General features: G+C 69.3%; 31 protein-coding genes. 18 read left to right on the forward strand and 13 right to left on the reverse strand.

Annotated features, from left to right (window positions below; translation table 11 throughout):
• Positions 1-16: 16 nt before the first annotated feature.
• A complete protein-coding gene (locus FHP25_RS22945; protein WP_147849299.1) occupies positions 17-811 on the reverse strand; it encodes a M91 family zinc metallopeptidase in 795 nt (264 codons plus the stop codon).
• Between the two features lie 65 nt (positions 812-876).
• Between FHP25_RS22945 and FHP25_RS22950 the strand changes: the two genes are divergently transcribed.
• Entirely contained in the window at positions 877-1,131 is a 255-nt protein-coding gene (locus tag FHP25_RS22950; protein ID WP_147849300.1) for a hypothetical protein, read from the forward strand.
• On the opposite strand, the gene FHP25_RS22955 is transcribed toward FHP25_RS22950, so the two are convergent.
• Both FHP25_RS22955 and FHP25_RS22960 read right to left on the reverse strand, forming a co-directional pair.
• Complete coding sequence (locus FHP25_RS22955; protein ID WP_147849301.1) at positions 1,100-2,350, reverse strand: threonine ammonia-lyase; 1,251 nt, start codon at positions 2,348-2,350, stop codon at positions 1,100-1,102. The two genes, FHP25_RS22950 and FHP25_RS22955, sit on opposite strands and share 32 nt — an antisense overlap.
• A gap of 139 nt (positions 2,351-2,489) precedes the next feature.
• Positions 2,490-3,734: a CaiB/BaiF CoA transferase family protein gene (locus FHP25_RS22960; RefSeq protein ID WP_147849302.1), complete on the reverse strand. Its 1,245-nt coding sequence runs from the start codon at positions 3,732-3,734 to the stop codon at positions 2,490-2,492.
• Between the two features lie 176 nt (positions 3,735-3,910).
• Between FHP25_RS22960 and FHP25_RS22965 the strand changes: the two genes are divergently transcribed.
• The 4 genes from FHP25_RS22965 (at position 3,911) to FHP25_RS22980 (ending at position 6,920) form a co-directional block, all read left to right on the forward strand.
• Entirely contained in the window at positions 3,911-4,615 is a 705-nt protein-coding gene (locus FHP25_RS22965) for a CoA transferase subunit A (RefSeq protein WP_147849303.1), read from the forward strand.
• 21 nt (positions 4,616-4,636) lie between these two features.
• Positions 4,637-5,296 carry a CoA transferase subunit B gene (locus FHP25_RS22970; protein ID WP_147849304.1) on the forward strand — a complete coding sequence of 220 codons (660 nt, stop codon included), beginning with the start codon at positions 4,637-4,639 and terminating at the stop codon, positions 5,294-5,296.
• Between the two features lie 64 nt (positions 5,297-5,360).
• Positions 5,361-5,801: an SRPBCC domain-containing protein gene (locus tag FHP25_RS22975; RefSeq protein ID WP_147849305.1), complete on the forward strand. Its 441-nt coding sequence runs from the start codon at positions 5,361-5,363 to the stop codon at positions 5,799-5,801.
• A 165-nt stretch (positions 5,802-5,966) separates the two neighbouring features.
• Positions 5,967-6,920, forward strand: coding sequence for a DMT family transporter (locus FHP25_RS22980; protein ID WP_147849306.1), 954 nt, complete (start codon positions 5,967-5,969; stop codon positions 6,918-6,920).
• 20 nt (positions 6,921-6,940) lie between these two features.
• Here FHP25_RS22980 and rmuC read toward each other — a convergent pair whose 3' ends face one another.
• Both rmuC and FHP25_RS22990 read right to left on the reverse strand, forming a co-directional pair.
• On the reverse strand, positions 6,941-8,440 hold the full coding sequence (gene rmuC / locus FHP25_RS22985; protein ID WP_178133712.1) for a DNA recombination protein RmuC: 1,500 nt from the start codon (positions 8,438-8,440) through the stop codon (positions 6,941-6,943).
• 121 nt (positions 8,441-8,561) lie between these two features.
• Complete coding sequence (locus tag FHP25_RS22990) at positions 8,562-8,906, reverse strand: YkvA family protein (protein WP_147849308.1); 345 nt, start codon at positions 8,904-8,906, stop codon at positions 8,562-8,564.
• Between the two features lie 126 nt (positions 8,907-9,032).
• On the opposite strand from FHP25_RS22990, the gene FHP25_RS22995 reads away from it, so the two are divergent.
• Entirely contained in the window at positions 9,033-10,520 is a 1,488-nt protein-coding gene (locus FHP25_RS22995) for an MFS transporter (RefSeq protein WP_178133713.1), read from the forward strand.
• A gap of 57 nt (positions 10,521-10,577) precedes the next feature.
• Here the strand turns inward: FHP25_RS22995 and cobT are convergent, their stop codons facing one another.
• Complete coding sequence (gene cobT, locus FHP25_RS23000) at positions 10,578-11,609, reverse strand: nicotinate-nucleotide--dimethylbenzimidazole phosphoribosyltransferase (RefSeq protein WP_147849310.1); 1,032 nt, start codon at positions 11,607-11,609, stop codon at positions 10,578-10,580.
• A gap of 66 nt (positions 11,610-11,675) precedes the next feature.
• Between cobT and FHP25_RS23005 the strand changes: the two genes are divergently transcribed.
• The 7 genes from FHP25_RS23005 to FHP25_RS23035 all read left to right on the forward strand — a co-directional run bounded on the left by FHP25_RS23005 (position 11,676) and on the right by FHP25_RS23035 (position 17,171).
• Entirely contained in the window at positions 11,676-12,494 is an 819-nt protein-coding gene (locus tag FHP25_RS23005) for an adenosylcobinamide-GDP ribazoletransferase (RefSeq protein ID WP_147849311.1), read from the forward strand.
• Positions 12,494-13,150 carry a histidine phosphatase family protein gene (locus FHP25_RS23010; protein ID WP_178133714.1) on the forward strand — a complete coding sequence of 219 codons (657 nt, stop codon included), beginning with the start codon at positions 12,494-12,496 and terminating at the stop codon, positions 13,148-13,150. The genes FHP25_RS23005 and FHP25_RS23010 overlap by 1 nt, the downstream gene beginning before the upstream one ends.
• Before the next feature lie 10 nt (positions 13,151-13,160).
• Positions 13,161-13,733: a bifunctional adenosylcobinamide kinase/adenosylcobinamide-phosphate guanylyltransferase gene (cobU, locus tag FHP25_RS23015; protein ID WP_147849313.1), complete on the forward strand. Its 573-nt coding sequence runs from the start codon at positions 13,161-13,163 to the stop codon at positions 13,731-13,733.
• A 130-nt stretch (positions 13,734-13,863) separates the two neighbouring features.
• Positions 13,864-14,766 (forward strand): DMT family transporter, encoded by a 903-nt coding sequence (locus FHP25_RS23020; protein WP_231712439.1) that lies wholly within the window; start codon positions 13,864-13,866, stop codon positions 14,764-14,766.
• Positions 14,767-14,830: 64 nt separating this feature from the next.
• Positions 14,831-15,313: a hypothetical protein gene (locus tag FHP25_RS23025; RefSeq protein ID WP_178133715.1), complete on the forward strand. Its 483-nt coding sequence runs from the start codon at positions 14,831-14,833 to the stop codon at positions 15,311-15,313.
• Between the two features lie 225 nt (positions 15,314-15,538).
• Positions 15,539-16,147 carry a lipid-binding SYLF domain-containing protein gene (locus FHP25_RS23030; protein WP_178133716.1) on the forward strand — a complete coding sequence of 203 codons (609 nt, stop codon included), beginning with the start codon at positions 15,539-15,541 and terminating at the stop codon, positions 16,145-16,147.
• A gap of 112 nt (positions 16,148-16,259) precedes the next feature.
• On the forward strand, positions 16,260-17,171 hold the full coding sequence (locus tag FHP25_RS23035) for a DUF882 domain-containing protein (RefSeq protein WP_147849317.1): 912 nt from the start codon (positions 16,260-16,262) through the stop codon (positions 17,169-17,171).
• A 169-nt stretch (positions 17,172-17,340) separates the two neighbouring features.
• On the opposite strand, the gene FHP25_RS23040 is transcribed toward FHP25_RS23035, so the two are convergent.
• Genes FHP25_RS23040 through rsmI form a run of 5 tightly spaced genes read right to left on the reverse strand, consistent with a single transcriptional unit; the run spans position 17,341 to position 21,100 of the window.
• Entirely contained in the window at positions 17,341-17,913 is a 573-nt protein-coding gene (locus tag FHP25_RS23040) for an ankyrin repeat domain-containing protein (protein ID WP_147849318.1), read from the reverse strand.
• Between the two features lie 23 nt (positions 17,914-17,936).
• Positions 17,937-18,890 (reverse strand): glutathione synthase, encoded by a 954-nt coding sequence (gshB, locus tag FHP25_RS23045; protein ID WP_147849319.1) that lies wholly within the window; start codon positions 18,888-18,890, stop codon positions 17,937-17,939.
• A 38-nt stretch (positions 18,891-18,928) separates the two neighbouring features.
• Entirely contained in the window at positions 18,929-19,804 is an 876-nt protein-coding gene (locus FHP25_RS23050; protein ID WP_147849320.1) for a SirB1 family protein, read from the reverse strand.
• A gap of 31 nt (positions 19,805-19,835) precedes the next feature.
• Positions 19,836-20,222 carry a YraN family protein gene (locus tag FHP25_RS23055; RefSeq protein ID WP_147849321.1) on the reverse strand — a complete coding sequence of 129 codons (387 nt, stop codon included), beginning with the start codon at positions 20,220-20,222 and terminating at the stop codon, positions 19,836-19,838.
• Positions 20,219-21,100, reverse strand: coding sequence for a 16S rRNA (cytidine(1402)-2'-O)-methyltransferase (gene rsmI / locus FHP25_RS23060; RefSeq protein ID WP_178133717.1), 882 nt, complete (start codon positions 21,098-21,100; stop codon positions 20,219-20,221). Before rsmI ends, FHP25_RS23055 begins: the two co-directional genes overlap by 4 nt.
• A 19-nt stretch (positions 21,101-21,119) precedes the next feature.
• On the opposite strand from rsmI, the gene FHP25_RS23065 reads away from it, so the two are divergent.
• The 5 genes from FHP25_RS23065 to ada all read left to right on the forward strand — a co-directional run bounded on the left by FHP25_RS23065 (position 21,120) and on the right by ada (position 25,383).
• Positions 21,120-22,361 carry a penicillin-binding protein activator gene (locus tag FHP25_RS23065; RefSeq protein ID WP_147849323.1) on the forward strand — a complete coding sequence of 414 codons (1,242 nt, stop codon included), beginning with the start codon at positions 21,120-21,122 and terminating at the stop codon, positions 22,359-22,361.
• A gap of 13 nt (positions 22,362-22,374) precedes the next feature.
• Entirely contained in the window at positions 22,375-23,028 is a 654-nt protein-coding gene (locus FHP25_RS23070) for a LysE family translocator (protein WP_218578531.1), read from the forward strand.
• A gap of 72 nt (positions 23,029-23,100) precedes the next feature.
• Positions 23,101-23,481, forward strand: a complete 381-nt coding sequence (locus FHP25_RS23075; protein WP_147849325.1) for a histidine triad nucleotide-binding protein — start codon at positions 23,101-23,103, stop codon at positions 23,479-23,481.
• A gap of 77 nt (positions 23,482-23,558) precedes the next feature.
• Positions 23,559-24,131, forward strand: coding sequence for a hypothetical protein (locus FHP25_RS23080; RefSeq protein ID WP_147849326.1), 573 nt, complete (start codon positions 23,559-23,561; stop codon positions 24,129-24,131).
• 94 nt (positions 24,132-24,225) lie between these two features.
• Positions 24,226-25,383, forward strand: coding sequence for a bifunctional DNA-binding transcriptional regulator/O6-methylguanine-DNA methyltransferase Ada (gene ada, locus FHP25_RS23085; RefSeq protein ID WP_269434401.1), 1,158 nt, complete (start codon positions 24,226-24,228; stop codon positions 25,381-25,383).
• Between the two features lie 32 nt (positions 25,384-25,415).
• On the opposite strand, the gene FHP25_RS23090 is transcribed toward ada, so the two are convergent.
• Together FHP25_RS23090 and FHP25_RS23095 are read right to left on the reverse strand one after the other, a co-directional pair.
• On the reverse strand, positions 25,416-25,682 hold the full coding sequence (locus tag FHP25_RS23090) for a hypothetical protein (protein ID WP_147849328.1): 267 nt from the start codon (positions 25,680-25,682) through the stop codon (positions 25,416-25,418).
• A 128-nt stretch (positions 25,683-25,810) separates the two neighbouring features.
• The gene (locus FHP25_RS23095) at positions 25,811-26,416 is read right to left on the reverse strand and encodes a sigma-70 family RNA polymerase sigma factor (RefSeq protein WP_147849329.1); all 606 of its coding nucleotides are present in this window, start codon (positions 26,414-26,416) and stop codon (positions 25,811-25,813) included.
• Positions 26,417-26,534: the final 118 nt, after the last annotated feature.

The raw sequence follows: 26,534 nt of genomic DNA on the forward strand, positions 1-26,534 counted from the left end.
GCGCACCGTTCGGATATCAGGGCCTCGTCAGGCGGCCGAGGTCGCGCAACGGGTTGTAGCTGGTGCCGATCTTCGCCACGGCCTGCGCCACGGGATCCTTGGCGAAAGCGGCCAGCGTCTCGAGGTAGGGCTTGAAGGATCTGAGCGTGTCTTCGGCCGCGGCCTGGTCGCCCAGCTGGCTGGTGTCGTAGTCGATGGTGAAGACGTGACCACCCTTCTCCGAAATGTAGATGTTGGCCATCTGTGTCGCCAGGAACTCCTCCGGGCTGGTGCCGTTGGGCGCCGCCGTGCCGCCATCGCTCAGGATGGCCTGCCGTGGCGCCGGCAATCCCTTCTTCGCGAACCTGTAGGCATGCACCAGCTCGTGGAAGAGCACTTCGTCGGGTCGCGAGTTCGGCAGCTGGCCATAGGCCGAATAGGCCCATGTCTCGGGCGAGAACTTGATGCGCACGCCCTGCTTCAGCCCACCCGACCGCGGGTTGGTGTCGGCGAACGCGAATGTCTTCTTGTTGTGCGCTGCCTGGCTGTCGACAGGGATGATCCAGAGATGCGGCTCGCGCGGCAGGCCGTCCAGCAGCGTCCTGCCTGTGACGGTGTGGCGGATAAAAGCCAGCAAGGCGCTGACGCGCTTCTCGTACCATTGCGAATTCGGACTCTTGTCTTCCTGGTATGCGCGCTTGTCCATCTCGCCCAGCAGGCGCCGCATCTCCTCGAAGCGATGGGCGTTGCGGGCCGCCTCGATTTGCGGGCGCAGGGCCTCGCCGAGATAGGAGCCGTTGATCGTGATCGGGTAGGGCGGAAATGTCCGCATCGCGTCTGGCCTCGCTGCCGGTCTGACACGTCATCCACGCGGGACCAGCGCGCGCCCAACTCTCGATGATCGATGCAGCCTTCTTAATCGAAGCCGCCATGGCCGGCGCGCAGGGTACGCGCCTTGCCGGCCATCCGGCTTGGTCTGATGCATTGCCCTCGATCGTCGAGAATACCACCGTCAGCCTGAAGGCGACGCTCAAATCGTTGTCAGTCGAGCGGCTGCATGACGGTTGTTTCGCGAGCGCCGGTTACGAATCGATCCCAGCACGAAAGCAGCGAGTCGATATCAATCCTCGGTCGTGCCTTCCAGCAGCTTGACCTTGTAGCCGGTGCTGTCGAGCGCCGCGATCATGTCACGCACCTGGGCCGCGTCGCGCGTCTCGACGATCACCTCCAGCGTCGCCGACTTGGCGGCGACGCCGCCGAACAGGCGCTGGTGCGAGACTTCCAGCACGTTGGCGCCGATGTCGGCAATGATGCGCGAGACGCGCGCGAGCTGGCCGGGCCGGTCGTTGATCTTGATGCGCAGCCGCACGATGCGCCCGTCGCGCACCAGGCCGCGCATCAGGATCGAGGCCAGCAGGCGCGTGTCGATGTTGCCGCCGCACAGCACCAGCCCGACGGTGCGGCCGGCGAAGGCTTCGCGGTTGGCCAGCACCGCCGCCAGGCCGGCAGCGCCGGCGCCCTCGGCCACGGTCTTCTCGATCTCGAGGAACATGACGATGGCGCGCTCGAGATGCTCCTCGTCGACCAGGTGCACCTCGTCGACGAGACGCCGGCACAGCGCCAACGGCAGCGCGCCGGTGTCGCGCACGGCGATGCCTTCGGCGATCGTGTCGCCGCCCACCACCACCGGCTGGCCGTGCAGCTGCTGGTAGAGCGCCGGGTAGCCGGCGGTCTCGACGCCGACCACCCGGATGTCCGGCTTCAGCGCCTTGGCCGCGACCGCGCAACCCGAGATCAGGCCGCCGCCGCCCACCGGCACCACCAGCGTGTCGATGTCGGGCGCATCGTGCAGCATCTCCAGCGCCACCGTGCCCTGGCCGGCGATGATCGCGGGATCGTCGTAGGGGTGCACGAACACCAGGCCTGCAGCCTGCGCCATGCGGCGTGCTTCCTCGGCGGCCTCGGCCAGGGTGTCGCCGAACAGCACGACACGCGCGCCATGCGCCTGCGTATGCCTGACCTTGGTATAGGGCGTGAACGACGGCATCACGATGGTGGCCGGGATCCCCAGCCGGCCGGCGTGATAGGCGACGCCCTGGGCATGGTTGCCTGCCGACATCGCGATGACGCCGCGCCGGCGTTCGTCGCGTGTCAGGCTGCCGAGCTTCACCAGCGCACCGCGCTCCTTGAACGAGGCAGTGAATTGCAGGTTCTCGAACTTCACCCAGACAGCGCAGCCGAGCTCGTTCGAGAGCGTGCGTGACAGCAGGGTCGGTGTGCGGGCGACCTGACCCGCCAGCTGTGTCGCGGCGGCCTCGACATCGGCGAGGGTGACGACAGGCGGCGCCGCGGTGATCAAGGTGTCGTTCATGGAGCCATCTTACACCTCTCCGCCCACGAAGTGGGGGGGAGAGGGAGGGGCCCATCGCGCTAGCGATGGGAAGGTGAGGTGGGTGTTGCGGGAGAACGTGGTCTCGTTCCAGAAAGCTTGTATGTCTTGAACGCCCACCTCACCCTCCCACGCTGCGCGTGGGCCCCTCCCTCTCCCCCCGCTGCGCGGGCGGAGAGGGGGCGATCATGGCGCCATTCTCGGCCAGCGCCGTGATCTCCGACTCGGGTACGCCGGCCTCGCGCAGGATGGCGCGGGAGTCCTCGCCCAGCAGCGGCGCGCCGCGATGATGCGCGCCCGGCGTGGCGCTGAACATCAGCGGCGAGATCGGCATCGTGATCTCGCCTTCGCTGTGATGCTGCGTCTTGCGGAACAGGCCACGCCACTTCAGATGCGGATCGTCGAACAGCTCCGCCAGCGACTTCACCGGCATGCACGGCACCTCGGCCGCCTCCAGCACCGCCACCCATTCGGCGACGGTCTTCTGCGGCGCCAGGGCCTCGATCAGGCCGTACATCTCCTCGACGTGCTGGCTGCGTGCGTTCATCGTGGCGAAGCGCGGCTCGTCCATGACCTCGGGCCGGCCGGCGATCTCGAAGAACTTGCGCCAATGGCGGTCGGTGTAAGGCAGGATCGCGAGCCAGCCGTCGCGGGCACGGTAGGGCTTGCGGCTGGGCGCCAGCGTGCGGGGATAGCCCAGCGCCCCGTCGTCCGTGAAGGTGCGCTCCCACAGATGCTCCAGCGCCAGCCATGTCACCATGGTCTCGAACATCGGCACCTCGACCTTCTGTCCCTCGCCGGTGCGCACCTTGTGCATCAGGGCGCATAGCGCGGCATAGGCGAGCGTGAGGCCGACCGTCTTGTCCGCCATCACGGTGGGCGCATAGCGCGGCTCGCCGTTGCCGCCCATCAGGGAGGCGACGCCGCAGAGCGCCTGGATGGCGTCGTCATAGGCCGGCAGGCGCCCGTAAGGGCCGTCGGAGGCATAGCCGCAGGCGCCGATGTAGCAGATGCCGGGATTGACCTCGCGCACCGCGTCGTAGCCCAGGCCGAGCCGAACCATGGCCTGGGGCCGGATCGAGTAGATCAGGGCGTCGGCGCCGGCGATCACCTTGAACAGCGCCTCGCGCGCGGCCGGCTGCTTGAGGTCCAGGCACAGCGAGCGCTTGTTTCGGTTCACGAACAGATGGTGCGGCCCCATGCCCTTGTTGACCTTGGAAGGGCCGATATGGCGCGTCGTATCGCCGTCCGGCGACTCGACCTTGATGACCTCGGCGCCCTGCTCGGCCAGCAGCATCGTGGCGTAGGGGCCCAGCGCCACGATGGTCATGTCGACGATCTTCAGTCCCTGCAGCGCGCCCGGCATCCCAAATCCTCTCCGTCTTTGGTGGCCGCGGATGATGACCGCCCGGCATGGTCGCGTCCATGCCGATGCCAGAGACTGTCCGGGGGGACGCGGCATCGCATTGACTCTGCCCCGCCGGCCGGCTCATATCTGCGGGACGATTTTGCAGCGCAGCATGGGGTGAGGATACATCCGACATGGCGAACAAGGTCTACAAGGACGCCAAATCGGCGCTCGACGGTGTCGTCCGCGACGGCATGATGGTCATGTGCGGCGGTTTCGGCCTCTGCGGCATCCCGGAGAAGCTGATCCTGGCGCTGCGCGATACGGGCGTGAAGGATCTCACCTGCGTCAGCAACAATGCCGGTGTCGACGGCGCCGGGTTGGGCCTGCTGCTGGAGACGCGGCAGATCAAGAAGATGATCTCGTCCTATGTCGGCGAGAACAAGATCTTCGCCCAGCAGTACCTCGCCGGCGAGCTGGAGCTGGAATTCAACCCGCAGGGCACGATGTCCGAGCGCATCCGCGCCGGCGGCGCCGGCGTGCCGGCCTTCTTCACGCCCACCGGCGTCGGCACGATCATCGCCGAGGGCAAGGAGGTCCGCGAGTTCAACGGCCGCAAGTACGTGATGGAGACCGGCCTGTTCGCCGACGTCTCGCTGGTCAAGGCGTGGAAGGCCGACACCGTCGGCAATCTGGTCTATCGCAAGGCGGCGCGTAACTTCAATCCGATGATGGCCACGGCCTCACGCTTCACGGTCGCCGAGGTCGAGGAGATCGTGCCAGCCGGCGCGCTCGATCCCGACCATATCCATACACCGGGGATCTACGTGAAGCGCCTGATCTGCGGCGCGCCGTACGACAAGAAGATCGAGCAGCGCACCGTACGCAAAGCTGCCTGAGACGAATTCGAGGAGGCACATATGCCCTGGACCCGTGACCAGATCGCTGCCCGCGCCGCCAAGGAACTGAAGGACGGCTACTACGTCAACCTCGGGATCGGCATCCCGACCCTGGTGTCGAACTATGTGCCGGAGGAGATGGACGTCACGCTGCAGAGCGAGAACGGCATGCTGGGCGTCGGACCGTTCCCGCTGGAGAACGAGGTCGACCCCGACATCATCAATGCCGGCAAGCAGACGGTGACCGAGGTCAAGGGCACCGCCTATTTCTCGTCCGCCGATTCCTTCGCGATGATCCGCGGCGGCCACATGGACCTGACGATCCTGGGCGCCATGGAAGTGGCCGAGAACGGCGATCTCGCCAACTGGATGATCCCCGGCAAGATGGTCAAGGGCATGGGCGGCGCCATGGACCTCGTCGCCGGCGTCAAGCGCGTCATCGTCGTCATGGAGCACGTCGCCAAGGACGGTCAGTCCAAGCTGCTGAAGCAGTGCACGCTGCCGCTGACCGGCCAGCGCGTCGTCGACATGGTGATCACCGAGCTGGGCGTCTTCGCCATCGACAAGCAGGGCGACGGCGGCGTCACGGTGGTGGAACTTGCCGATGGCGTGAGCGTCGATGAGGTGAAGGCCAAGACGCAGGCTAAATTGACCGTACCGGCGACGGTGAAAGCCGCCTAGCCACGGGCCGGGCGGCGCCGGCGCCGCCCGGCCCGGCAAACGGCCCTTTTTCGGGTCAGGCTGAATGTTCGAGCGCTACATCGAAACCGCCATCGACATCATGGCGCCGCCGGAACGCGTCTGGGCCATCCTGACGGATTTCGCGGCCTATCCGTCGTGGAACCCCTACATCGTGTCGGCGTATGGCAAGCCGGCCGCGGGCGCTTGGCTGGAGGTCCATATCCAGCGACGCGGCAGGCGCACCATGATGTTCCGCCCCACCGTGCTGGTCGCCGACGTCAACCGCGAGCTGCGCTGGCGCGGCCGGCTGCTCATTCCGGGCATGTTCAATGGCGAACATTTCTTTCGCATCGAGGACCGCAGCGGCACCGTCCATTTCGTTCACGGGCAGGCTTTCTCCGGCCTCCTGGTGGGTCTGATCCGAGGTCCCCTGTCGGCGACCCGCGCCGGCTTCGAGGCGATGAACACGGCGCTGAAGGAGCGGGCCGAACGATCCGGCGCCTGAGCAACACACGAGAGCGACCAGGAAATTGGGCCGATTTGTGAACGGCATCGCGGGGAAGGTCGCATCCGAGCTATGCAGTCTCGCTTCTGGTGCTCAAATTATGCATAACGTATGTAGGCGCGGCACGGACGATCGGGCTTGAGGCCGCGACTTCCGTCGGAGCCCATGATGTCCGCCGCCGTCGCCCGTCTGTCTGCCTTGCCGCTGTTCGCAACGATCCGGGCGCTGCCGCCCAACCTGCGCGGTGCGCTGTGGGTGATCGCCAGCGGCGCGATGTTCACCCTGGTCAGCGTCTTCATCCGGCTGTCGGCACGCGAGCTCGACAGCCTGCAGGTGTCGTTCTTCCGCGCCGTGTTCGGCCTGCTGTTCATCGCGCCGCTGCTGATCCGTCTGCGGGTCAATCCGTTCGATTCGCCGCGCCTGGGGCAGCACTTCACGCGCGCTTTCCTGGGCACCGCGTCGATGCTCTGCGGCTTCTATGCCGCGGCGCACCTGCCGATTGCCGATTCGACCTCGATCGGCTTCTCCACGCCGCTGTTCATCACCATGATCGCGGCGCTGTTCATGGGCGAGATCGTGCGCTGGCGGCGCTGGACCGCCACCATTATCGGCTTCCTCGGCGTTCTGCTCATGGTGCGCCCGGGCGGCGACGTGCTGCAGGTGGCGGCGCTGGTCGCGGTGGCCGCGGCGCTGCTGACGTCGGTCTCGGCGATGATGGTGAAGCGCCTGTCGGCCCACGAATCGGCGCTGCGCGTCCTGGCGACGTTCGCGATCTTCTCGACCCTGCTGACCGTGGTGCCGGCGATCGTCGTCTGGCGCTGGCCGTCCCCCACGGTCTGGCTCTATGTCGCGGCCATCGGGTTGTGCGCCACCATCGGCCAGTATTTCTGGGTGCGCGGCTATGCCATCGCGCAGGCCTCGGCGGTGGCGCCGTTCGACTACCTGCGCATGCCGCTGTCGGTGCTGATGGGTTTCCTGGTGTTTGCCGAGCTGCCGACGATCTGGACCCTGGTCGGCACGCTGATCATCGCCGCCTCGGGCCTCTACATCGCCTACCGCGAGGCGCAGCTGGGAAAGAAGATCACGGCCGGGGTCAAGCCGCACAAGGCGCCGGCGTAGCCGGCGCCTCGGCTGGCCGATCACGCCGCCTCGACGGGCGACGGCAGCAGCGGGGCCTCCGGCTCATGCGTCTCGCGCGGCCGGGTATCGACCGGCGCGATGTCGGACAGATCCTTGCTGCTCTCGCCCGGCGCCAGCTCGCGCAGCTGACGCACGGCCGGCATGACGCGGGCCTCGAGGCTGCCGACATACTCGTTGTAGGCGCCGACGGCGCTGTTGAGATTGCGGCCGACGCCCGACAGATGCCGCGACAGGGTCGTGATGCGCTCGTAAAGCGTATGCCCCAGCATGCCGATCCGCCGCGCGTTCTCCTCGATGCGCTGCTGGCGCCAGCCATAGGCTACCGCCTTGGCCAGGGCGATGAGCGTCGTAGGCGTCACGACCAGGACCCGCTCGCGCAGGGCGTCGTCGAACAGGGTGCGGTCGCGCTCGACGGCGGCGCTGTAGAAATTCTCACCCGGCACGAACATGGCCACGAAATCGGGGGCGTCCCTGAACTGCGCCCAATAGGCCTTGCCGGCCAGGGTACTGACATGGGTGCGGATCTGGCGCGCATGCTCGGCCATCTTGGCATCGCGGGCGTCGTCGTCGGTGGCCTCCAGCGCCTCGAGATAGGCCGACAAGGACGTCTTGGCGTCGATCACGATGCTGCGGCCGCCCGGCAGGCGCAGGACGGCGTCGGGCCGCAGCCGGGCGCCGTCGTCGGTGGCAACCGTCTGCTCGACCTCGAAGTCGACATGCTCGCTCATGCCCGACAGCTCGAGCGCACGGCGCAGCTGCTGCTCACCCCAGCGGCCGCGCGTCTTGGGTGCGGCACGCAGCGCATTGGCGAGCTTGGCCGCCTCGCCGCGCACGGTCTCCTGGCCCAGCACGACGTTGCGCAGCTCGGCCGACAGCGCGCCCATCGCCTTGGCGTTCTCCTGCTCCAGCACCGCCAGCCGCTGCTGGTATTTCTCCAGGGTCTCGGCCACGGGCTTGACCAGTCCGTCGATGGCGCCCTGGCGCTCCTTGAGGTCGGCCGCCGCCACCTGCTTGTGGTTGTCCAGCAGCTGCTTGGCGACGTCGATCAGCGCGCTCTGGCTGTCGCGCAGCGCGGCGTCGGCCAGGGCCTTCATCTTGGCCTCGACATCCGCGCGCAGCGCGCTCAGCGTCGCGACCTTCTCGCCATGGGCTTCCTCGGTCTTGCGCAGCGTCTCTTCCAGCTTGGTCTTGGCCGCGGCCAGGGCCTCGACGCGGCCGCGCAGCAGCACCAGCTCCTGGTCCATGACGGGCAGGCGTTCGGCATGCGCCGCCAGGCGCTCGGCGGTTGCCAGCCTGGTCTCCAGGGCCGGCACGCGCTCGGCGATGGCCTGGCTCGCCGCCAGTTGCGTTCGCACCTGGGCTGCAAGCTCGCGTTGCTGCTCGAGCTCGGCGCGTGCCGTGTCACGGTCGGCCAGCGCCGCGCGCTCGCCGCGGCCGCGCAACAGCCAGCCAAGCATCAGCCCGAGCATGATGCCGACCAGCGATACGGCGGCCAGCAACGGCCAGATCAGGTCCGGTGGGATAGACGGTAAAGGGGGCATAGGCGACTCTTGTCGTTGACGACCAGAGTCGCAGATCGCCGGCCGAGGATCAATCGGTCAACCCGGCCGGCGGGAAAAGTCAGGCGACGTCAATCGACTGCAGCCAGCGCCGCGCCCGGGTGCGGTGGGCCTCGCTGATGTTGCTGCCGACCAGCTTGAGCGCCGCCAGCAGCACGGCCGCATCGTCGGTGAAGCCCAGCCCCAGGACGAAGTCGGGGACCATGTCGGTCGGCAGCACGAAATAGGCCAGCGCGCCGATCAGCGTGGCGCGCACCCTCAGCGGTGTCGACGGATCACGGGTGCAGAACCACGCTGCCACGGCGTCCTCGGCGAACGGGATGCGCCGCGCCACGGCCTTGATCTTGTTGACGAAACCGTCGCGTACAAGGACTTCGTCACGGCCCAAGGTGTCGCTGTTCTGCATCGGGCCCCTCCTGATGAGCCGCGTTACGACATGGGGAGCGCGGCCCGCCACTGCAAGATCACCGCCCACCTTGCCAAGCGTGCCGGGGGCCCACAAGGTGACGCCGACCGCGTCGGGGGAGGCAGCATGGCAATCGCGCGCAACGAGTTGGCGACATCCGCGTCCACCGTGAGCGCGCCGCAGGTGGAGGCCTCCAGGCTGGGGCAGGTGTCCTGGGCGCTGTTCGATTGGGCCAACCAGCCGTTCTTCACCATCATCACCACCTTCATCTTCAGCGCTTATTTCGCCAACGTGCTGGTCTACCAGCAGGAGCTCACGGCCCTGAAGGCGGCCTATCCCGACAAGAGCGCTACCGAGCTGTCCCAGCTTGCCGCAGCCGCCGGGCAATCGGCATGGGCCTTCACCCAGTCGGCATCGGGCCTCCTCATCGCGTTGCTCAGCCCGTTCCTGGGCGCGATGGCCGATGCCGCCGGGCGGCGCAAGCCCTTCATCCTCGTATCCCAGCTCGTGCTGGTGCTGGGCTGCATCGCGCTGTGGTGGGCGCGGCCGGATCGCGCCGACACGATCGGCTTGATTTCGCTGGCCGTCATCGCGGCCACGATCGGCGCCGAGATCTCGATCGTGTTCAACAACGCCTTCCTGCCCAACATCGTGCGGCCGGAACGCATGGGCTGGCTGAGCGGCTTCGGCTGGGGCATGGGCTATCTCGGTGGGCTCGTGGCGCTGTTCATCGTGCTCGCGATCGCCCGCCCCAGCCTGCTGGGCCTGGCGCCACCGGGCAGCCCGCCGCTGCTGGGCCTCGACCCCGCTGCCTACGAGGTCGAGCGGTTGATCGGGCCGGCGTCGGCGCTGTGGCTGATCGTGTTCGTCGCCCCCATGTTCCTGTTCACACCCGACGGCAAGGCGACCGGGCTGGGCCAGGTCGAAGCTGCCCGGCAGGGTATTCGCACGCTCATCGGCACGCTGCGCAAGCTGCGCCATTACCGCAATCCGCTGCTCTATCTGATCGCCTTCATGATCTACAACGACGGTCTGGCGGCGGTGATCGCCTTCGGCGGCGTCTATGCCTCGGCGACCTTCCGATGGCCGACCCAGACGCTGGGCGTGTTCGGCATCATGCTGACGGTGCTGGGGGTGGCGGGCGCCTTCCTCGGCGGCTGGCTCGACGACCGCATCGGCTCCAAGCGCACGGTCCAGGCCGCGATCCTGGGCGTCACCATCGCCACGCTGGGCATCCTGTCGGTATCGCGCACCGGCGTGCTGTTTGTGGTCGACGTGCCCGAGCCGCTCGATGGCCGCGGCCTGTTCGGGTCGCTGCAGGAGCAGGTCTTCATGGGCTTCGCCCTGCTGGTCGGCATCTGCATGGGGCCGATGCAGGCCGCCAGCCGGACCTTGATCGGGCGGCTGGCGCCGCAGGGGATGTCGGGCGAGTTCTATGGCCTGTTCGCGCTGTCGGGACGCGCCACGACGTTCATGGCGCCGTTCCTCATCGGCGTGCTGACGGGCCTCTCCGGCTCCAACCGTCTGGGCCTGGTGGTCGTGCTTGTGTTTCTCGTCACCGGCTTCACCCTGCTGTGGTGGGTGCGGGAAGAGCAGGCGCAACGCGTTCATTGACGCCATGGCGTGCCCGACATGCGCTGGCCTGCCTGGCAGCAGGCGAGCCGCCGGCGTTCAGACCGGACCCGAGACGCCGGCCCGGTTGAAGGTCGCCATACCGTCGAGGCAGGCGCACGCAGCCTTGAGCAGGCTGACGGCCAGGGCCGCGCCGCTGGCCTCGCCCAGGCGCATGCCGAGATCGAGCAGCGGCTTCTGGCCAAGCCGGGCGCACAGCGCCGCATGTGCCGGCTCGGCCGAGCGGTGCGCCACCAGGCAGTGGTCCAGCGCGTGCGGATCCACTGCCTGCAGGACCGCCGCTGCGGCCGTGCTGGCGTAGCCATCGAGCAGCACCGGGATGCGGCCCATGCGTGCCGCCAGGATGGCGCCGCAGATCGCCGCCAGCTCCTCGCCGCCCAGCGCTGCGAGCACCTGCAGCGGGTCGTCCAGCACGGCCCGATGGCGCTCGACGCCCAGCCGCACCGTCTCGATCTTGCGCTCCAGCGCCGCGCCGGCCACGCCGGTGCCGGGACCAACCCAGTCCTCGGCCTGGCCGCCCAGCAGGGCCAGGCACAGGGCGGCCGCGGACGTGGTGTTGCCGATGCCCATCTCGCCCAGGCACAACACGTCGATGCCGGTCTCGGCCGCCATCATGCCATAGGCCATGGCACGGGCGCAGCGCGCCTCGTCCATCGCCGGGCCCTGGGTGAAGTCGCCGACCGGATGCGCCAGGTCCATCTCGTAGACGCGCAGGTCGCCGTCGATGGCGGCAGTGAGCTGGTTGATGGCCGCGCCGCCGGAAACGAAATTCTGCACCATCTGCGTGTTCACATCAGCCGGATAGGCCGAGACGCCGCGGGCGACGACCCCGTGGCTGCCGGCGAACACGCACACGCGCGGCCGGCGGCAGCGCGGCTCGCTGCTGCCTTGCCACGCCGCCAGCCATTCGGTGATCTCCTCGAGCCTCCCGAGCGATCCCGGCGGCTTGGTCAGGTCCGCCTGGCGCAGCCGCACCTTGGCGCGGGCCGCCTCGTCCGGCCCCGGCAGTCGGGCCAGCACGGCACGCATTTCCATGAAAGTGGCAGAAGGCGGAGGTGAGCTGGTGGTCATCGAGCGTCGGCGAGGCTGCACGCCGGGCGCGCCGACGCCGCGGACTTCTCCTACAATCGTCCGGCCATGACCAGCGAAAATCCCCCTCCCGGCGGGCCGCGCACGCCGGAGGACTGGCTGCACGCCGCAGGCGAGGCCGCCACCTTCTTCACCTGCCTGCCACTGGGGCAGCGCGCGCCGCGGTTTCGCGTCGCGGATATCCTGCCGGCCTGGCCGGTCGTCGGACTGGCCATCGGCGTGGCCGGCGGCATCGATCTGGCGGTCGCGCGCTGGCTGGGCGCAGCGCCTTGGCTTGCGGCCGTGGTCGGCCTGCTGACCGGCGTCGTGCTCACGGCGGCGCTGCACGAGGACGGGCTGGCGGACACGGCGGATGCCTTCGGCGCGTCCGGCGTCGACCGCGCCCGACGGCTCGAGATCCTGCGCGACAGCCGCATCGGCACCTATGGCGCGCTGGCGCTCGTATTCTCGCTGCTGCTGCGGCTGGCGGCGCTGGCTCAGGTGGCTGTCGTGGCGGGCACCGGGCCGGCGTTGCTGGCCCTGGGCGCGGCGCATGCCGTCTCGCGTGCTGCTATGGTGTGGCCGATCCTCTGCACGATGCCGGCGCGTGCCGACGGCCTGGGCGCCAGCCTGGGGAGGCCGGCGGCCGGCAGCATCGGCTGGACTCTGGTGATCGGCGGCGGCATCGCATTCGTGGCCCTGCTGGGGGTCTCGGCGCTGGCGGCCATCGCAGCGCCGCCGCTGGCGCTGGCGCTGGCGGCCGGCATGACAACAATGGCGCGAGCGCGGATCGGCGGCTATACGGGCGACACGTTGGGCGCGACCCAGCAGGTGGTCGAGATCGCCGTGCTGGTGCTGGTCGCGCTATGTGTCGGCGGAGGAGGCTGATGACAGCGGCGGTGAATGGCAGCGCGGTGACACGCTGGTGGTGGGTACGGCACGCGCCGGTGCCGAACCCGGAAGGCCGCTGCTACGGCCAGCAGGACAAGGATTGCGACGTCTCCAACGATGCCTTGTTCCGGCATCAGGCGAGCATGCTGCCCAGGGGCGCGGTATGGCTGACCAGCGGATTGCTGCGCGCCAAGCGCACGGCCGCCGCGCTTGCGGCCTGCGGCGCCGACTGCGGCGAGCCGATCGCCGAGGCGCGCTTCAACGAGCAGCATTTCGGCGACTGGCAGGGGCGCACCTATGTCGAGCTGCGCAGCAGCAACAGCCACCTGTTCTGGCTCGGCCCGCCGGCCGTGCGCGTGCCGGGCGGCGAGAGCTTCGTCGATCTGTTCGAGCGCACGCGCGACGGCATCCTCGACCACACGGCGCGCCATCGCGGCCGCGACATCATCGCCGTCACGCATGGCGGCACCATCCGTGCCGCCATCGCCCATGCCATGACGCTGGATCCCGAGCAGGCGGTGCGCTTCGAGGCCGACAACGTGTCGGTGACGTTGATCGAGCACTACGAGCATGCCGACCCGGCGCATGCCTGGCGCGTGGTGTTCACCAACGTGATGCCCAGCGAGCACCGGGCGCATCGCGCCTTGGCGTGAGGCGCCGGCCGTGGCCGCCGCGCTGCCGCTGCCGCATGTCACGCTGGTGCTGGGTGGGGCGCGCTCGGGCAAGAGCACCTATGCCGAGAAGCTCGTCGAGGGCACGCTGGCCGGCGGCGCGCCGCGGCCGGCGCTGCTGGTCGCCACCGCCGATCTCGCCGACAGCGCCCGCCACAGCGACGATGAGATGGCGGCACGGGTTGCGATGCATCGCCGGCGCCGCGGCGCCCACTGGCAGACCATCGAGGAGCCGGTCGATATCGCCGCGGTCCTGCGACGGCAGGACGGCACGCGGCCGGTCCTGGTCGATTGCCTGACGCTGTGGCTGTCCAATCTGCTGCTGCGCGGCCATGACGTCGACAGCGCCGGCGAGTCCCTGGCGGCGGCGCTCGCGGACTCGCGGGCGACCGTCGTGCTGGTGGCCAACGAGGTCGGCCTGGGCATCGTGCCCGACAATGCGCTGGCGCGCCGCTTCCGTGACGAAGCTGGCCGCCTGAACATGCGCCTGGCGCGGCAGGCGGGCCAGGTGGTGCTGCTCGTGGCCGGCCTGCCGATGGCGATCAAGGGCGTGCTGCCGGCTTGACGGAAGCTGCTGGCGCCGAGTTCGCCGCGCGCGGGCGGATGGTGCCGCGGCGCCTTGCCGGGATAGCTCTCGGGACGCGGCTGTGCCGCTTCGGAGCCGTCGATCGATGTCCTCTCCCGCAGCACGTTCCATGAATGGCCTCGAGTGGCTGCTGCTGATCAGCCTGTCGGTGCTGTGGGGCGGCTCCTTCCTGTTCGGCAAGATCGCGGTCGCCGAGATGGCGCCGCTGTCGGTGAGCTTGGGCCGCGTGGCGCTGGCGGCGCTGGCCCTAAACCTGCTGTTGCTGGCGCGGGGCCAGCACCTGCCGTTGGGCCGGGCCAGCTGGCGGGCGTTCCTGGGGATGGGGCTGCTCAACAACGCGGTGCCGTTCACGCTGATCTTCTGGGGCCAGGTCCATATCGGCGCCGGCCTGGCCTCGATCCTCAACGCCACCACGCCGCTGTGGACGGTGGTCGTGGCGCATCTGCTGACCACCGACGAGAAGATGAATGCCGGCAAGCTGCTGGGGGTGCTGCTCGGCATTGCCGGGGTTGCCGCGCTGATCGGCCCGTCGGCGCTGGCGGGCATCGGCGGCGACGTGCCGGCGATGATCGCGGTCGTGCTCGCGACCCTGTCCTATGCCTGCGCCGGCATCTTCGGCCGGCGCTTCGCGCGCATGGGGCTGGCGCCGCTGTCGGTCGCCACGGGGCAGGTCACGGCGGCGACGGCGATCATGCTGCCGCTGGTGCTGCTGGTCGATCGCCCCTGGACCGCAGCCGCGCCGGGCTCGGCCGCGGTTGCGGCGCTGGTCGGCCTCGCCCTGGCCAGCACGGCGCTGGCCTATGTCATCTACTTCCGCGTGCTCGCGACCGCCGGCGCCACCAACCTGCTGCTGGTGACGTTCCTGATTCCGCCCAGCGCGCTGGCCTTCGGCGTGACGCTGCTCGGCGAGCACGTGCTGCCGCGCCATCTGCTGGGCCTCGCCCTGATCGGCGGCGGGCTGGTGGCGATCGACGGCCGCGTGTGGCGGCGCCTTCGGCATCGAAGCGCCTGACGCTCCTCCTGGTGATGGATAGCGATGGCGCCGCCGCCATGCCGCGTTATGCTGGCATATGCGTGTGCGTGATTCGGGGACCGACCTGGTGGTCGACGATCATCCGACCTTCGATCGGTGGGTCGGCCTGTTCAATTGCGTGATCGCCGGCGCCTGCGCCGCGATCGCCATCGACCACTACCGGCCGGGCGGCGAGCTGCGCGACGTCTTCCTGCTCCTGATCGTGCCGTTTGCCATCCTGATCGCCGCGCTGGGCCTGTGGCGGGCCCTGGCGCGGCCCGATACCTTCCTTCACGTCGACGGTGCCCATGGCGTGGTCCGGCTGGTCCGTCGGACCGTTCTGCGTCGGACCGACCGCCGGTGGCCGGCGGCAGAGGTCGTACGCTTCGTGCGCGCGCAGCGGCCGGGGCGCGACGGCGAGCCGGCCTATCGCCTGCGCATCGATCTCGCCGACGGCACGACGCTGCCGGCATCCACCTTGTGGCTGACCGACAGTGCCGCCATCGACGGCGTGATCGCCCGTGCCCATGCGCTGCTGGGCAAGTGAGCGCCGACTGCTGAAAAGCTGCCACATTTCTGCCCTGACCGAAATCGATGATCCCGGCGCCCGGGAGTGTTATGGTGGTCTCGCCATGGCGAAAAAGGCGTCCCTCCGCCGGCCATGGCCAGAAACGGAGAACAAAATATGCCGACGTCCCGCCCGACGCTTTCGCGTCGTCTACTCGTTGCTTCGGCGGCTTTTGGGCCCCTGATCGCTGCAACAACACCTGCCATGGCCGACGCCAAGCGCCAGGCCCTGGTCAACGATGCGCTTGCGGCCGCGCAACGCGTGCTCGAGAGCAATGAATTTCCCGATGCTCCCAACCAGCTCAAACGGGCGCGGGCAGTCCTGATCCTGCCCAGCTTCGCCCAGGCCGCCTTCCTGATCGGCGGGGCTGGCGGCCGCGGCGTGCTGATGGCCCGCTACGGCGCCGGCGACTGGGGCTACCCGGCCTTCATGACCATGGGCTCGGGCAGCCTGGGCCTGCAGATCGGCGGCCGCGTGCAGGAGATCCTGCTGATCGTGCTCACCGACAAGGGCCTGAATGCGCTGCTCGACAGCAGGTTCAAGTTCGGCGCCGAGGGCGGCGTCACGGTGATCAATGCCGGCGTCGGCATCGCCGGGGCCACGACCGGCGCCGTCGGCGCCGACATCGTGGCCTATTCCAAGGCCAGCGGACTGTTTATCGGCGGCGCCCTCGAAGGCTCGTACCTGGAGCCGGACAACGACTGGAACGCGCTCTACTACGGCCAGGGCGCGCGCGGTCGCGACATCGTCATGGACCGGCGCTACACGAACCCCGGTGCGAACGGGCTGCGCCAGTATCTGGCACGGTACTGAACCCGCTGCGGCGCGTCCCCACGCTGGGGCGCGCGACCCCACCATTGCCGTCCGTCGTCAGGTGTTGCCGCGGCAGCACCTCCTTTCCGCGTTGAGTTGAGAGTAGTTGCCCATGCTGGGAAAGATCATCGCGTTCGTATTGAGCCTGTCTATCGCTTCCACTGCCGGTATCGAATTTGCCACGGCCGCCCCGGCAGCGCCTGCCAAGCCAGCCAAGCCGGTTCACAAAGCTGCGCCCAAGGGGCAGCCGGCGGCGGCGCAGCCCCGCCCCGCCAAGAGGAAGCCGGCGGTCGCGCAGGGGACAAAGGCGCAGCGGCCCGCCGCCAAGCGGCCGCAGGCCGTCAGGACATCGCAGCGGTCGGCGGCGCCCTCGCGCAATGCCCGGCCGGCCAAGAAGACCGCCATGCGGGCCTCGGCGCGCATGGCGCGGCCAGGCTCGCGCCTGCCGGCGCGGCCGACCTCAGGCCGGCCCGCCGCGACGTCCGACGCCGCTGTCGTAGCCGACAACAAGCGCCGCTCGACACGCTTCGGCCGGATGCCGACCTTCACGCCGCCGCTGGGGCCGCTGCCCGATACGGGCGCGGACCGGACCCTGTCCTTCTATAATGTCCATACGGGCGAGTCGCTGGTCGTCACCTATTGGCGCGATGGCCAGTACGTGCAGTCCGAGCTCGATCGGCTGAATGCATTCCTGGCCGATCGCCGCAACGGCGACCAGGTGCAGATGGACCCGGCTCTGTTCGATATCCTGTGGCGGGTCCGCCGCCAGCTGCGGTCGACGGCGACGTATCGCGTGCTGTCGGCCTACCGCTCGCCGCAGACCAACGCCTGGCTCGCCAGCGTCAGCAGCGGCGTGGCCTCCGACAGCCTGCATATGCGCGGCCAGGCGATGGACATCATGCTGCCCGGCCGCACTGCCGGGCAGATCCGTCAAGCGGCCCGCGCCCTGGGCCTGGGCGGCGTCGGCTACTACCCGCGCAGCGGCTTCGTGCACCTCGACACGGGACCGGTGCGCTACTGGTGAGGCGGCGCCGCCGCTACAGGGCCCGCAGGAAGGCGACCAGGTCGCCTTTCTCGGGCTGCGTCAGCCTGGGCTCCAGCGCCAGTCGGCGGCCGTCACCGGATCGCCGTCGAACTAGGCGGCGCGCTGCTCGAGCCCGGTGAAGTCCTCAGACGGCCGGTCCGAGCAGAGGTCAGCCCTTGCCGCCGGCGCGGCGCAGCAGATCGGTGACGCTGCTGCCACGGCGGGACTCGCGCGCATAGGCCATCGCGGTGCGGCCGGTGTAGTCGGCGACGTTGGGGTCGGCGCGCTTGTCGAGAAGCGCCCGCACGATCTCGGTCGAGCCGTTGCGGGCGGCCATCATCATCGCCGTGAGGCCCTGGCGGTCCTGGGCGTTCACACGAGGATTGCGACGCAGCAGAAGCTGCACCATCTCCGGATCGTTGCGTTCGGCCGCGCGGATCAGGGCCGTGCGGCCGTCGCGGTCCGTTCCGTCGATGATCGCGCCGCCCTTCAACAGGGCATCGGCGATCTCGACATAGCCCTTGGACACGGCCACGATCAGCAGCGGCTGTCGCTGCACGTCGATCTGATTGGCGCTCTCACCCTTCAGCAGGCCTTGCCGCACGCCCGTGAGGTCACCTTTCTCGACCGCTGTCACCATCGGCCGCGTGAGCTGGATCTCGATCTGCGCCTGCGCCGGCGCGGCGGACAAGGCGCCGAGCGCCAACATCGCGGCGCAGGCCAAAGCCCTGGTGTGCTTCATGGGATGTCTCCGTACGCCCGCTTCTATCGCGCGCCGTGCGCGCGCTTTTCCTCGACCACATCCCAGATGCGGCCCTCCAGGTTCACGCCATCGAAGCGGTTGATCTGCTGCAGGCCGGTGGGCGACGTCACGTTGATTTCCGTCAGCCAGTTGCCGATGACGTCGATGCCGACGAAGATCAGGCCGCGCTCCTTCAGGGCCGGGCCGATCGCAGCGCAGATCTCGCGATCACGCCGGGTCAGCGTCGCCTTCACGGGCACGCCGCCGACATGCATGTTCGACCGTGCCTCACCTTCTGCGGGCACGCGGTCGATGGCGCCGACCGGCTCGCCGTCGATGAGGATGATGCGCTTGTCGCCCTGGCGCACTTCCGGCACGTAGCGCTGGGCGATGATCGGCTCGCGCGACGTCTTGGAGAACATCTCCAGCAGCGCGGTGAGGTTCTCGTCGTCCGGCTTGACGCGGAACACGCCGGCGCCGCCGTTGCCGAACAGCGGCTTCAGGATGATGTCCTTGTGCTCGGCGCGGAACTCGCGGATGCGGGCGCCGTCTGACGCGATCAGCGTCGGCGGCATGATGCCGTCGAAATGCGTCACGAACAGCTTTTCCGGCGCATTGCGCACGCTCGCCGGATCGTTGACCACCAGCGCCCTGGGATGAATGTGCTCCAGCAGGTGTGTCGTGGTGATGTAGGCCATGTCGAAAGGCGGATCCTGCCGCAGCCACACGACGTCGAGGGTCGCGAGGTCCAGGATCTCGGCGGGGCCGAGCTCGTAGTGGCGGCCCTTCTCGCGCCGCACCGTCATCGGCTGCGCCTTGGCCATCACCTTGCGGTCGTGAAAGAACAGGTCCGGCGGCGTGTAGTGGTACATCGTGTGGCCGCGGGTCTGCGCTTCGAGCGCCAGCGCGAACGTCGAATCGGCCTCGATGTCGACGGTCGAGATGTGATCCATCTGGAAGGCGACGACGAGACCCATGCGCGATTCCTCCGGCACCGCCCGGCCGGCGGCCACGCTCAGTTAAGCCGCCGCCGCAGTTCGCGCAAGAGAGCCGTGGCGTCGCGCCGTGCCTTGGCGCGGGCTGCCGTCACCTCGGGATCGTGCGACTCGGGGGTTTCGGCGTCGACAGCCAGGAACCGGTCGAAGGCGCGGCAGGCAGCGCCGACGGCGTCGACCTGTGCGTTGAGCGAGCCGGCTTCGAACCACAGCTCCGATCGTTCGGGGGCGACGGCTGTCATCCGTTCCAGCGTGGCCGTGGCCCCGGTCGTGTCGCCGCTGTTGAGCTGGCGGATCTTGATGTTGTTCTCCAGGCGCAGCAGCACGTCGCGGTCGGGCACGGTGGCGACATGCTGCGGCTGAAGCTCTGCCTGCGCGCCATGCATGGCTTTCAGCAGCGCCCGCAGGTCGGGCGGCTGCAGGGTGGCCCCGGCGTTGAATGGATCGAGCACCGTGCGCGTGCCCTCGGCATCGAGCAGCACCAGGAAATGCCCGGGGAACGATACGCCGACGCAGTACCAGCCTTGCGCGCGTGCCGCCTGCAGCCAGACCAGGCTGAGCGCCACCGGCAGGCCGCGCCGCCGGTCGATCACCGCAGCCAGGTCGGCGTTCTGCAGGTCGTCGTAGGTCTCGCGGTCACCGCGGTAGCCGTAGCCGTGCACCAGAACCTCGCGCAGCGCCTCCACCGGCCGCCGCCGGCGGCGCACCTGGTCGCCGACCTCCGCGCACAACGTCGCCACGTGGGCCCGATAGGGAGCATCTTCCAGGCCGGGACGGCGCAGCGCCGACAGGACCAGGCCGGCTTCGACGATATCGACGGCCACATCGCCTGCGGCGCACAGCGCCGTCAGCCGCCGCAACAGCGCGGGGCGATCCGCCTTGGCCTGGTCCGTCATCGCGTTGCTGCCATTGCGACCATCCGCGCCGTCACGGTCGCCAGGCGTCAACGATATGCGTCGGCCAGCCGCGCGGCGTCACCAGCATGGCATCGAAGCGGATCGCGCATCCGGCCAGTCCCGGACGGCGCGCGATGAACAGCTCTGCCGCACGAGCGATGCGCCGCCACTGAGGTTCTGTCAAGGCGAAGGCGGCATCGGCCGCCCGGGCGCGCGCCTTGACCTCGACGAATGCCACCAGCGTGCCGCGGCGAGCCACGATGTCGATCTCTCCGGCCGGCGCACGCCATCGCCGGGCCAGAACGCGATAGCCGCTCAGCCGCAATCGCCAGACGCACCGCCATTCCGCCCATCGTCCCATCCGGTCGGCGGCGATGCGCCGCGGATCGGCGGCGCCGCCGGATGGCACCGATGTCATGGCGCTGATCGCTTCAACGCCAGCGCCTGGGCATAGACCTCGCGGCGCGGCAGGCCGAAACGGGCCGCGACCTCGGCCGCGGCCTCGCGCACACCCGTCTGGGCGAGCGCCGTGCGCAGGGCAGCCTCGATATCGCCAGCGGCAGGCCCGGCCTGCGGCCCCGGCGGCGCGATCACCAGCACGATCTCGCCCTTGGGCGGACCCGCTTCCGCGTAATGCCCGGCCAGCGCATCGAGCGGGGCGCGGCGCACCTCTTCGAAGCGCTTGGTGAGCTCGCGCGCCACGGCGGCCGGCCGTGCGCCCAGGAGATCAGCGAGATCGGCCAGCGTCTCGACCAGGCGATGCGGCGCCTCGAAGAACATCAGCGTGGCCGGCACCGACGCCAGCGACGCGATGGCCTCGCGCCGCGCCGATGGCTTGGCCGGCAGGAAGCCGGCGAACAGAAACCGTTCATTGGGCAGTCCCGCCAGCGCCAGGGCGGCGAGCGGCGCCGACGGGCCGGGCACGACGGTGACGGGCCGTCCGGCATCGATCGCGGCGCGAACCACGCGGTGGCCGGGATCGGATACGAGCGGCATCCCCGCGTCGCTCACCAGCGCCACGACCTTTCCGGCTGCGACCTCGGCGAGGATGCGGTCGGCGGCCGTGGCCTCGTTGTGGTCGTGGCAGGCGATCACCGTCGTTGAAATGCCGTAAAGCGTCAGCAGCGTGCGCGTGACCCTTGTATCCTCGCAGGCGATGATGTCGGCGGCGCGCAGGATGTCCAGAGCGCGCAGCGTTATATCGCGCGCATTGCCGATCGGTGTCGCGACAAGGTAAAGGCCCGGCGCCGGTTTACTTGCGTCGGCCCGGTCGCTACCGTCCTCGAGTGCCGGCATTGTTCGTGTTGGGAGGGCCATGATGCTCCGTTCGCTCGCGCCGTTTCCGTCGATGGGCCGCGCCCCGGGATCCGGCGCTGCCGGATGGCTGGCATTGTCGGCCATCGGCCTCATGCTGGGCGCCTGCGCCGGCACCATGCAATCTAGCACGCCGCCGCCGCCGCCAGCACCTGCCGTCGCGGTGGCGACCCCCAGGCCGGAGCCGGCGCCGCGCGTGACCGCCACCGGCAAGCTCAAGGTGGCGTTGCTGCTGCCGCTGTCGGGCCGGGCGCGCGACATCGGCACGTCCATGCTGGAGGCCGCCGAGATGGCGATCTTCGATGGCGCCGGCCGCGACATCGCCATCATGCCGGTCGATTCCGGCGATACCCCCGATCGCGCCGTCGCGGCCGTGGAGCGGGCGGCGCTGAACGGCGCGGTGATCCTGCTCGGGCCATTGTTCGGGCCGGCGACCGCCGCTGCCGCGCCAGCCGCGCGCGATGCCAATCTGGAGATGGTGAGCTTCTCCAACGACGAGGGCGTGGCGCAGCCGGGTGTCTACCCCATGGGGCTGGGCGTGCAGACGCAGGTCCGCCGTGTGGCCGACTATGCGTTGGCGCAGGGTATCCGCCGGTTCGCCGTCTTCGCGCCGGCGACCGCCTATGGCGACCAGGCGACGCTGGCTCTGCGCGATGCCGTCACGACGCGCGGCGGCAGCGTGGTCGCGGCCGAGCGGTTCAACTTCAGCGGCGGCAACCTGACCGGCAGCGCCGGCCGCGTGACCCAGGCGGCCGGCGCCGAAGGCAGGACCGCCGTGCTGCTGCCGGTAGCAGGCCCGCCGCTGGCCGCGGCGACGCAAGCGCTGGAGGCCACCAGCCCGGATGCCAGGAAGGCGCAGTACATCGGCACCGGGATATGGGACACGCCCACCATCGCGGTCGATGGCAATCTGGATGGCGCCTGGTTCGCGGCGCCGGATCCTTCCCGCCGCGCCGATTTCGAGCGCAAATACACCGCCGTGCATGGCAAGGCGCCGCACCGGCTCGCGACCCTGGCCTACGATGCGGTGAACATGGCGGCGAAGCTGGCGCGCACCAGGCCCGGCGGCGACTTCACGGCCGCGGCGCTGAACGATCCGGAGGGCTTCCGCGGTCTTGACGGGCTCTTCCGCTTCCGCTCCGATGGGCGCGTTGAACGGGCGCTGGCAGTGCTGGAGATCGGCAAGGACCAGGTCCGTGTCATCGACCCGGCACCCAGCAGCCTGGACCGTCCAACCAACTGATGATCCTCGATCCGTGATCCTCGACCCGCAACTTCTGTGGCTCTATCTCGGGGCCGTGGCGCTGCTGATCCTCACGCCGGGGCCCGATACCTTCCTGGTCGCCAGCACCAGCGCCACGCATGGCGTGCGTGCCGGCACGCTGGCGGCATTGGGCGTGTTCTGCGGCTGCCTGGTCCATGTCACCCTGGCGACGACCGGCATCAGCGCCCTGATCGCGGCATCGCCCTGGGCGTTCGGCATCCTGAAGATGGCCGGCGCCGCCTATCTCTGCTGGCTGGGCGTGCTGGCGCTGCGCGACGCCTGGCGGGGCCACGCCCTCGGCGCCGGCACATCCAGGCCGGCAGTTCCCGCCGACCGGTCGACGCTGGGCCTGTTCCTGCGCGGCGCCGTGACGAATGCGCTCAATCCCAAGGCCGCCGTCTTCTTCGTCGCCTTCCTGCCGCAGTTCGTCGAGCCGTCGCTGGGCCACACGTCGCTGCAGCTGGCCTTGCTGGGCATGATCTTCAACGTGCCGGGCACGCTCTACCTGATCGGCTTGGCGGCCGTCAGCGGCCGAGCCACGGCCTCGCTGCGCCGGGTCCCGTGGGTGCGGCGGACGCTCGATGCCGTCGTCGGCGTCTTCTTCATCGGACTGGCGGCCCACATGGTGCGCGCCCAGGCCAAATAGGGCCCCACCCGGCACCGTGTCTTGACTCCCTTCGCGGTGATCGCCGTTATGGCGCGCTGACAGGAGCAGGACATGGAGTACGACCGCAACAACGTCTTTGCGCGCATCCTGCGCGGCGAGCTGCCGTGCAAGAAGGTCTTCGAGGATGAGCATGCGCTGGCGTTTCACGACATCAATCCTTTGGCGCCGGTGCATGTGCTGGTCGTGCCCAAGGGCGAGTACGTGTCGAACGCCGACTTTTCGGCCCGCGCGCCCGACGCCCTTGTGGTGGGCTTCTGGCGCGCCGTCGGCACGACGGCGAAGATGCTGGGCCTGGAGCCGGATGGTTACCGGCTGGTTGCCAATCATGGCCCCAATGGCGGCCAGCTGGTCTTCCACTTCCATGTCCACATCTTCGGGGGCCGGCAGATGAGCCACCGGATGGGCAATATGCCGCGGCCCGGCGATGAATGACGGCCGGGCCGGATGCCACGCCGGCGCCCCAATGGCTTCCTACATCGCATCAACCTGATATGCCTGTCGGAGACCCCATGCGACGCCTCGGTCCCGCTCCGCTCGCCCTGCTGGCGCTGGCGCTGCCATCGGCAGGTCTGCGCGCCGAGCCGCTGCCGAAGCCAACCACGGACTATGTCGCCGAAGGCACGATCACGTCCGGCAAGAAAGGCAGCAGCCCGGCCTCGGTGCGCCACGGCGCCGGCAAGCTGCGCGTCGACACCGAGGTCGACGGCAAGAAGGCAGCGATCTTCATCGATCTGGAGGCGCGCACGGCCACCGTGGTCAGCCAGCGCCTGGGCCAGAAGATCGCCATGCAGATCGATCCGGAGCGGGCGGGCGAGGCCGTGAGCATGCTGGACCGCGATGCCAGGCGTGTCGGCGAGGCGAAGATCGCGGGCGAAACGTGCGATGAGTACGAGTTCGAAACCGCCAAGGGGCATACCGTGGTGACCTGTGTCACCCGTGACGGCATTGCCCTGCGCACGCGCGATGTCAGCCGCAACCGGGTGATCTGGGAAGCCTCGCGCGTGACGCGCGGGCCGCAGGACGCCGCGCAGCTGGTGGTCCCGTCGGACGCCCTGCCCCTGCAGATTCCCAAGCTGCGCTAGCCCGGTTCCGGACGCCGGGGCGCCGTCGGAAATTGCCGTCAGGTGGCGGATAGCGCAGGATCGTCGCGGGATGTTCACTGCGGGCATGACCGAGATGAGCCGATCTTTCTTCGCCCCGAGCCGCGCGACGCCGCGTGAAGCCGTCGTGCCGGCCCCCGCCATGAGCGCGTCCGACGGTGACATGCCGGATGCCGAGGCCTGCTGGGCGGCGCTGCGCCGCCGCGACCGGGCATTCAACGGCCGGTTCTACTTCGCCGTGAGGACGACGGGCGTGTACTGCCTGCCGTCGTGCGGCGCGCGCACGCCGCGGCGCGAGAATGTCGCTTTCCATGCTTCATGCGAGGCAGCCGAGGCGGCAGGATTCCGCCCTTGCAAGCGCTGCCGGCCGCGTGAGTGGCTGACCGACAAGGGCCTGAGCCGGGCGGTGGCCACGGCGTGCCGGCTGCTCGATGATATCGATGCCGACACACCGCCGTCGCTCGAGGCCATCGCGCGCAAGGTGGGCATCACCGCCTCGACGCTCACCCGTCGCTTCCAGCGCGAGCTCGGGGTCAGTCCCCGCGACTGGCTGGCGGCGCGCAAGACCGGTCGCTTCAAGGCGGCGCTCAAGAGCGGCGAGAGCGTGACGGAAGCTCTGTACGGCGCCGGCTACGGCTCCTCCAGTCGCGTCTATGAGAACGCCGACAAGGTGCTGGGCATGACGCCGGCGACCTACCGCAAGGGCGGCGCCGGCGCCCGCATCGCCTATGCCATCGCCGACAGCGATCACGGCCGGGTGCTGGTCGGCGCCACGCGCAAGGGCATTGCGGCGGTCTATCTCGGCGACAACGACACGAAGCTGGCCGACGACCTGCTCCGCGACTTCCCGGCAGCCGAGATCGTCCGCGACAACGATGCGCTGGAGCCGCGCGTGAAGGCGGTGCTGGCGCGGCTCGACGGCCGCAAGCCCAGCGCGATCGATGCCGTCGACCTGCCGCTCGACATTGTCGGCACCGCGTTCCAGTGGCGCGTCTGGAAAGCGTTGACCGACATTCCGGTCGGCGAGACGCTGACATACGGTGCGATCGCCGAGAGGCTCGGCGAGCCCGGCGCAGCCCGCGCCGTCGGCCGCGCCTGCGCGACCAATCCCGTGGCGATCGTCGTGCCGTGCCATCGCGCGGTCGGGGCCAGCGGCGCGCTTACCGGCTACCGCTGGGGTGTCGATCGCAAGAGGAAGATCCTGGCCGAGGAGAAGCGCCGCGCGGCGCGTTGAAATCTGCTTCAATCAGCAGCGCGGCAGGCGCCTCAGCGCTTGTCGCGCCCTGTTTCATCTTCCGACTCGGACTGATGGCTGGCCCCATCCTTCATCGCACCCTCGACCGCTGCCTGCTGACCGTCCCGCTCGATCAGGTCCAGGACGTCCTGCGGCAAAGGCTCGTGCGCAATGTCGTCGTACATCGCATGGAGCTGGCGGTTGAGCCAGACGTCGAACGGCCTTTCCTCGCGGGACGCGTGCGACGGCTGCTTGCGCGGACGCAGCTCTGGAGGGGTCTCGTGCCGATCATCGGCCATGACGCCCCTCGCGCGGCTTCCGGGCATCAATGCGTGAACCACCGTACATCGAGGGCTTCACCGACCATATGGGGCTCAAATGCCGTCCGGCCAACAGCACAACCCCGACGCAACAGCTGGGTATGCTATCACGGATTGGGCTCAGGCGGGGACGAAAACGATGTCCCGCGCCGATCGTGGCGGGAGGCGTCCGCGCGTTCGCCGTTGACGGCATCGATTGCCGCCTGCGCGGTGTCGCCGTCGCCGACCAGCAGCCGCTCGAGCATGTCGCGGGCACGCGAAATGCGGCTCTTGATGGTGCCGACCGAAACACCGGCATGGCGCGCGATCTGCTCGTAGGACTGGCCGTCGACGACGGCCAGGACCAGGGCCTCGCGCTGCCCGACGGACAGCTTTCCGAAGGCCATCAGGAACTCCGCCATCACCAGGCCACGGTCCTGGTGCGCCGGATGCGACAGCGCGTTGCAGATGGTCTCGTCGAGCGGCACGGTCGGGCGCAAGCGCCGCAGGCCGGAGATGAATTCATTGCGCTGGATGCGGAACACCCACGCCGAGAAGCAGGTTCCCGGCCGGAAGCTCTTCTGGCCCGCCAGGGCTTTCACGACGGTCTCCTGCACCAGATCATCGGCACGGTCGCGGTCGCGCGTCAGGGACAACGCGTAGACCCGCAGCCGGGGGAGGATCGCCTTCAGGTCGGCGTGAAAGTTGGTGGCCTTGGCTTCTGCCGTCGACATCGTGCTGCTCCGTCGAGGTTCTTGATTAGGCTTGCGTGGGATCAATGCCGCGGCCAGTGAAAGGGTTGCCGGATTCCTTCATTTTGCTGGATTTTGATTAAAATTGCCGATCAACCAC

Origin of the sequence: Vineibacter terrae (genome assembly GCF_008039615.1) — a bacterium.
GTDB classification, from domain to species: Bacteria; Pseudomonadota; Alphaproteobacteria; order Reyranellales; family Reyranellaceae; genus Vineibacter; species Vineibacter terrae.